Consider the following 6447-nt stretch of genomic DNA (forward strand, 5'->3'; position numbering starts at 1 on the left):
AGGCGGTCTAGGTCCAAAGAGGCATGGAAAGCAATATCCGCGCCTTTAGCAACTGAGCATATAGCGCACACCCCGACGCGCAACACAGTGGAAAGGACTCCAAAAAAATTACACTATTTTGACGACTTAGACAGCAGTTTCAGAAGTCCCGCCGTTACCAATGCACCGGTAAGGTAATAGCCCACGGTAAGTGCTTTAGTCTTATTGGTTTGTGCCACAGGTCCTTCATCCAGCCCCAACTGTTTCGGGAGAGTAACTGCCCCTACTCCTGCGGCAAGCCCATAAGCAATAGCCCGGGTAAACAGGTAGTCACGGTCGCCGTTGCCTATCATTCCATAAAACATGGTATTACTAATGATGTCGCCGGCGAGCGTAGCAGTGTAGAGGTTTTTCTTATCATCTATCCGGGTACCGAAATGCTGTAATGTTTTTTGCAGCGCTTCTTCACCCAGCAGGTCAACCCGCGGCATGTCGCTGTCTTTTTTCTTGAGAGATTCGTGCAGTACGTTGAGGGCTATCGCCCCTCCAAGGCCCGCGAGGTAATTATGTACTTTATTCATGGCTATTTTGTTTTAATTCAGATCTATAAAGTTCCGATTAAAAATGAGGCAAGTATGTTAGTAATAGTGTAAAAGCATGGTAAAGGTGCGTTAATTAAGGAAGTCACCGATCATCCCCACTACCCTTTCATACATAGCGGGATCGATCACAGGTGTACATATCTCGCCAATGTAATCGCCATGGCCGGAAGGAAGGATTAGCAGCCTGGCGTTAGGGATAAGCTGCGACAGTTTCAGGGCATGCGTGCTTTGCACTGCCTCCTTATCACCGTTGATGACAAGTGTTGACGCCTTTATGCTTTTTACCAACTCTTCGCTTATGTCTTTAAAATTGACCATACGCTCCACGTCACGGTTGAACATTGTAACCAGACCTTTACTATTTCCGGGACTTGCTTTAAGGTAGGCATCTTTGAGTGGTTGCGGCATGTCGTCAAACTTAGCGCCTTTCATATAGTCGAAAAAACCGGGGAACATCCCCTCACGGCTGTAAACGGCCGAAGCCAGGATAAGCCTATCCACAATTTCCGGATGGCGAATAGCTACTTTCATTGCTGTAGTGCCCCCATTACTGAAACCCATAATGTGGGCTTTGGAAATGGAAAGTTTTTTCAATAGTGCGGCTACATCATCGGCATCCTGCTCAAAGCTCAGTGGCTGGCTGCGGTCGGCTGTGTGGCCGTGCGCCTGCAATTCGATGGCAATGACTTTATAGGTTTTGGCTAACAACGGGATAATGCGCCCGAAATTAGAATCAATGGTCGAGCCGCCTCCGTGCAAGAGAACAACAGGATCTCCTGAACCGTGTATCTCATAATAAATGTTCAGGCCGTTCAATTCCGCATAGCCGCCCTTTTCCTGAGCAGTAATACCGGTAGTTATAGTAAGGATCATTGCTGTAAAACTATTTCTTGTCATAAGATCGTATTTAATATCGTAAATTTAGTAGATCATTAATTTAAAACAGGGGGCATCTGTGCCGATCACAAGGGGCGAACGGGGCAATAATGCGTAGCCTGATCATTGAACTGAAGAAAACAGACCTGACGAACAACGCATTTTTCCTTATATTTGATTTACGCAAACAAGCAGATGGAAACAGCATCATTACGTGACTTTTACCGGGAAATGGGATTTACAGATGAGAACGAATTAAGCATCATACTTCCCGAGGGCATCAATAAAGAGATCGGACACTTTAATGTATTTGGTACCGCAGCTATGCGCAAAAAGGTAAAGCAGACCAAAACCATGCCTTACAACCGGCGTACCTATTACAAGATCAGCCTCATTAACGGGCACAACCGCGCCGAATATGCCGATAAGATCATCGACATTAATAAGCACGGACTCCTTTTCGCCTCCCCCAAGATCCCATACAACTATATACCACAGGACGACGAGCAGTCAGGCAGTTTTTGCATTTTTACCCACGAGTTCCTTGCATCATCCCATAATGGTGTGCGCCTGGATGAACTGCCTATCTTCAAACCCGGCGGTTACCCTGTTTTTCAATTAACAGGACCACAAGCCAAAGAAGTTGAAGCCATTTTCGAAAAGATGTTTTCTGAGCTCGATTCTGATTATGCATTTAAATATGACCTGTTGCGCAACTATGTAATGGAACTCATCCACTATGGACAAAAGCTGCAGCCGGACATTACGCTTTATACTACCCCCACGGCTTCGGCCCGCGTTACAGGACTTTTTATCGAGTTGCTTGAGCGGCAATTCCCAGTTACTTCTGCAGGACAGCAGCTGGAGCTCCGAACCCCGAAAGACTATGCAGAGAAGCTTGCCATACACGTAAACCACCTGAACAAGGTACTACGTGAAAGTACGGGCCGCACAACATCCGACTTCATCAGCAGCCGGATCGCCCAGGAAGCCAAGATCCTTCTACGGCAAACAGATTGGAATGTTTCGGAAATAGCGCGTTCACTCGGCTTTGAGGAGGTAGCACATTTCTCAAATTTCTTCAAAAAGCTGGCAGGTGTATCACCGCTTGCTTTTCGCACATGACACATGCCTGAGCCTTTGCTTCAGATAAATGAAATTTGATTCTTGCAAAAAACAGATTGATTACGGCAAACTGCACCTAATAGGTTTGTACGAAATTTGCCGTATCAAATTATAAACGTTATGAATTTAAAGAACAAGATCGCACTGGTAACCGGCGGCAGCCGCGGATTGGGCAGGAATATGGCATTGGCACTTGCCAAAAAAGGGATTGATGTGGTACTGACCTATCATACTAACAAAGACGAAGCCGATAAGGTAATTGCAGAGATACAGTCCGTTGGGCAAAAGGCAGTGGCCTTTCAGCTTGATGCCGGAAACATAGCAACGTTTGACAGCTTCTTCAGCAATGTAACAGCACATTTAAAAGAAAAGACGGGCAGCAGCAACTTCGATATCCTTATCAATAATGCGGGCACTGCGCTTTATGCACCGTTTGCAGAAACAACCGAAGAGCAGTTTGATAATGCGATGAACATTCACTATAAAGGTGTATTCTTCCTAACCCAAAAGGCCCTGGCTTTCCTGAATGACGGCGGGCGGATCATCAACATTGCATCAGGCTTGGCTCGCTTTTCATTTCCCGGCTCATCTGCCTACGGATCAATGAAAGGCGCGGTAGAGGTACTTACGCGTTACTTGGCAAAAGAACTGGGACATCGTGGCATTGCGGTCAATGTGGTAGCGCCTGGTGCCATAGAAACCGATTTTGGCGGTGGAAGGGTGCGCGATGACAGGGAAATGAACAATCATATAGCCGGTATTACAGCTTTGGGACGTGTAGGGCTGCCGGATGACATTGGCGGTGTTGTGGCTTTCCTTTGCACGGATGAAGCCGGATGGATCAACGGCCAGCGGATAGAGGTATCGGGAGGCATCTTCCTGTAAACTGAAAAGCCCTGGGCATTGCTCCGGGCTTTTTTATTATTTTACTGAGCCTTTTAAATACTTTATAATGGCCTCGCTCCTGTTCTGTACGTGGAGCTTGCGATATATGTTTTGCGTGTGTTTTTTTACTGTCTCCAGGCTTATGTTATGGCGATCGGCAACTTCCTTATACAGGAAACCCTGGGCCAGTGCCGAGAGGATCTCTACTTCCCTTGCGGTCAGGTCTTCAAAAGCCGCCTTACCATCTGTTTGTGGCTCTCTCATTGACTGCAACACTTTACGGGCAATGAATGGACTCATAGGCGAACCTCCGGCAAAAAGTTCATGCACGCCGTCGATCATTTTGTCGATACCAGAATTCTTTAGGAGGTAACCATCGGCGCCAACCTTTAGCGCACTGAATATTCTGTCGTCGTCATTATGCATAGAGCAGACCAGGCAAAGGGTGTGCGGATACATTTGCTTTATTTTTGGTATATATTCAATACTGCTTCCGTCGGGCAGGCTGATGTCAAGCCAAAAAAGATCCGGATAGAGATCTGGCAACTCGATCATCAGATCTTTTATTTTAGAGAATGCGCCAATGGTTTCCAATCCTGGAGTTCTCGCAATAGCCTCAGAAGCGCTTTCGCGAAACACGGCATCATCTTCTAATAATACTATGGTTTTCATTTATTGTTGTGGTATTTGGTATTGATAGACATTGACAAAGTAATGACAGTCCCTGCTGATGAAGACCGGATATCTGCATCACCGTCAATTTTAGCAAGCCTGTACTTAAGATTTTTAAGGCCTTCCCCGCCACTTTTGGAACCTATGTCAAAGCCCTTGCCGTTGTCGGATATTATGAGGGTAAGCCGTTCATTAAATTCGGCTTCGCAACGCGCAGTATCCGCATCCGAATGTTTTACAATGTTATGAAAGCACTCTTTAACCGCTAAATAGATCTGCCGCCTGGCATATCCGGGAACATCTATCTTTGGAATGTCGAGGGGTAGTATCATTGAGAAATTAATTCCTGTCGCCGAAAAGTGATCTTTACCTTGCTTTTGAATAAATAATAAAAGGTCCTCGAGATTATCGTGCTCCATATTTAGTTCCCAAATTACCTCACTAAGCCTGCGGCTCACCTTTTGGCTATTTTCTGCTATCTTAACAGCATCACGTCGTATCTCATCAATGTCCTGGCTTTTTGCAAGGAGGCCGGTAGCGATCGCTAAGCCCGCAATGCCCGAGCCAAGATCATCATGCAGGTCCGCCGAGATACGGCGTCGTTCTGATTCGGCGACATCAAGGGATAATTGTTTTTGCCGCAAGAGTTCTTCGGTTGCCTTACGCTTCTTGTAAAAATGAAGCCAGATGAAAATGAATATCAGTATCAAACCGGCAATAGCAGCTGTCGAAATAAGTATGATGGTATTACGTTTTTCATTCGCTTTGGCTTTTTGAATCATCAGTGCTTCCTTTTTATCATACTGATATTCGAAATCCCTTTCGATAAGCTGTTTTTTATTTTGTTCATTAGTAATGGAATCATCCATTTTGTTATACAATTTATAAAAGAAGTAGGCATTTTTATAATCCCCATTTCGTTCGTATGCATCATATAAAAGTAACGAACTCGTTTTAAGGGATTTTGGAAAACCAACTTTTTTTGCAAGCTCATAACTTTCCTGACCGTAGGATATGGCTTTAGCAATGTCGCCACGGTTTAAAAATACCGTACCTATATTTTTTAGAGTAATTGACTTGCTTTCCCAATCTTCTTCTTCATTCCATATCGCAAGGCTTTTTTCAAAATTTTCTATTGCCTTATCCAAAAACGCTGTTTCTCTCTTTTCAAGTTTGTTATACCGCTGGAGATAGTTATCACCGATATTATTCAGCACCAATCCTTCACCATAACGGTGTTTCATTCTAACAAATATATCAAGCGCTTGCTTGTAGTATTCCTGGCCCTTTTCAAGTTCTCCTTTTTTATTATATACCAAACCAATGTTATTGTAACACATAGCGAGATTTGGATCCTCCTTTCCATTAAGCGCTTGCTTTCGGATTTCAAGGGCTTCAAAAAAATACTTCAGGGCTTTATCATAGTTCTTTTGGGACTGATAGGTATATGCAAGGTTATTGAGCACAACTGCTTCGAGTAGCTTGTCATTAACCTTTCGGAATATTTTCAACGCTTTATCATAGTAATCGATAGCAAGCCGCAGGTTACCCTGATCTTCATAAGCAAAGCCAATGTTGCAGTATGACGAACCGATGCTCTCTTCATCACCGATCTCCCGACTTAGCTTTACACTTTCCAGGTGGTATTTTATAGCCAGTTCAAGTTTGGGGAATTTAGCATTTTGATAATAGTAGCCATAAACATTTAGAACATTTGTTTTGTGATGTATGAATAGCTTTCGCTCTGCCTCATTTAAGTCATTATTCGAAAGATTCTTTTCAACTATTTTTTCGAGTTCAAGATTATACTTTAATTTATCGTCGAGATCATAAAGTTCAGAAATATATTCGTGTATCAAACGGCAGCGGACGGTGTCGTGGCTGGCTTGTTTCAATGCAAGTTCCAATGACTTTCCCTCTTGGGAAAAGCTCTTGCATGCTACTAAGCTCATCAGTATGAAAACCAGGTATCTTATCATATGGTGTTTATATCGTGGCTATAAGCAGCCGCTGAAATTTAGTGATTTTTAGACACATATCCTCCTATATAAAAATCAAACTCCAGATTTATGACATCAAAAATATAAGAAAGGATGAGTATTGGAAATACCTACTTATAGGTATAATATACATCAACATACTGAGACGCTACCAGTATCTATAGCCAATTTAATGACAGTATTATTGTAATACATATCAACAAAGGGTGATTTTCCTAAACTTCCCAAAACAAAAACCCCTTCATCGTTATGATGAAGGGGTTCTAAAAAAAGGCGATGACATACTCTCCCACAAGATGCAGTACCAT

General features: G+C 43.6%; 6 protein-coding genes. 2 read left to right on the forward strand and 4 right to left on the reverse strand.

The features are described from left to right. Positions 1–113: 113 nt before the first annotated feature. Positions 114–560 (reverse strand): hypothetical protein, encoded by a 447-nt coding sequence (locus ACT6R0_RS15390; RefSeq protein ID WP_444653848.1) that lies wholly within the window; start codon positions 558–560, stop codon positions 114–116. Between the two features lie 90 nt (positions 561–650). Then, positions 651–1478, reverse strand: coding sequence for an alpha/beta fold hydrolase (locus ACT6R0_RS15395; protein WP_444653847.1), 828 nt, complete (start codon positions 1476–1478; stop codon positions 651–653). Positions 1479–1652: 174 nt separating this feature from the next. Between ACT6R0_RS15395 and ACT6R0_RS15400 the strand changes: the two genes are divergently transcribed. Further along, positions 1653–2582 carry a helix-turn-helix domain-containing protein gene (locus ACT6R0_RS15400; protein ID WP_444653846.1) on the forward strand — a complete coding sequence of 310 codons (930 nt, stop codon included), beginning with the start codon at positions 1653–1655 and terminating at the stop codon, positions 2580–2582. A gap of 120 nt (positions 2583–2702) precedes the next feature. Beyond that, positions 2703–3467: an SDR family NAD(P)-dependent oxidoreductase gene (locus ACT6R0_RS15405; RefSeq protein WP_444653845.1), complete on the forward strand. Its 765-nt coding sequence runs from the start codon at positions 2703–2705 to the stop codon at positions 3465–3467. A 36-nt stretch (positions 3468–3503) separates the two neighbouring features. Here the strand turns inward: ACT6R0_RS15405 and ACT6R0_RS15410 are convergent, their stop codons facing one another. Together ACT6R0_RS15410 and ACT6R0_RS15415 are read right to left on the reverse strand one after the other, a co-directional pair. Continuing rightward, positions 3504–4139, reverse strand: a complete 636-nt coding sequence (locus ACT6R0_RS15410; protein WP_444653844.1) for a response regulator — start codon at positions 4137–4139, stop codon at positions 3504–3506. Beyond that, positions 4136–6118, reverse strand: a complete 1983-nt coding sequence (locus ACT6R0_RS15415) for an ATP-binding protein (RefSeq protein WP_444653842.1) — start codon at positions 6116–6118, stop codon at positions 4136–4138. The genes ACT6R0_RS15410 and ACT6R0_RS15415 overlap by 4 nt, the downstream gene beginning before the upstream one ends. Positions 6119–6447: the final 329 nt, after the last annotated feature.

This window comes from Flavobacterium sp. (assembly GCF_052437795.1).
GTDB lineage: Bacteria > Bacteroidota > Bacteroidia > Flavobacteriales > Flavobacteriaceae > Flavobacterium.

What these genes read in the sequence shown, in the direction of transcription:
- ACT6R0_RS15390 (WP_444653848.1), bottom strand. Translation starts at nt 560, where the DNA reads ATGAATAAAGTACATAATTACCTCGCGGGCCTTGGAGGGGCGATAGCC.
- ACT6R0_RS15395 (WP_444653847.1), bottom strand. Translation starts at nt 1,478, where the DNA reads ATGACAAGAAATAGTTTTACAGCAATGATCCTTACTATAACTACCGGT.
- ACT6R0_RS15400 (WP_444653846.1), top strand. Translation starts at nt 1,653, where the DNA reads ATGGAAACAGCATCATTACGTGACTTTTACCGGGAAATGGGATTTACA.
- ACT6R0_RS15405 (WP_444653845.1), top strand. Translation starts at nt 2,703, where the DNA reads ATGAATTTAAAGAACAAGATCGCACTGGTAACCGGCGGCAGCCGCGGA.
- ACT6R0_RS15410 (WP_444653844.1), bottom strand. Translation starts at nt 4,139, where the DNA reads ATGAAAACCATAGTATTATTAGAAGATGATGCCGTGTTTCGCGAAAGC.
- ACT6R0_RS15415 (WP_444653842.1), bottom strand. Translation starts at nt 6,118, where the DNA reads ATGATAAGATACCTGGTTTTCATACTGATGAGCTTAGTAGCATGCAAG.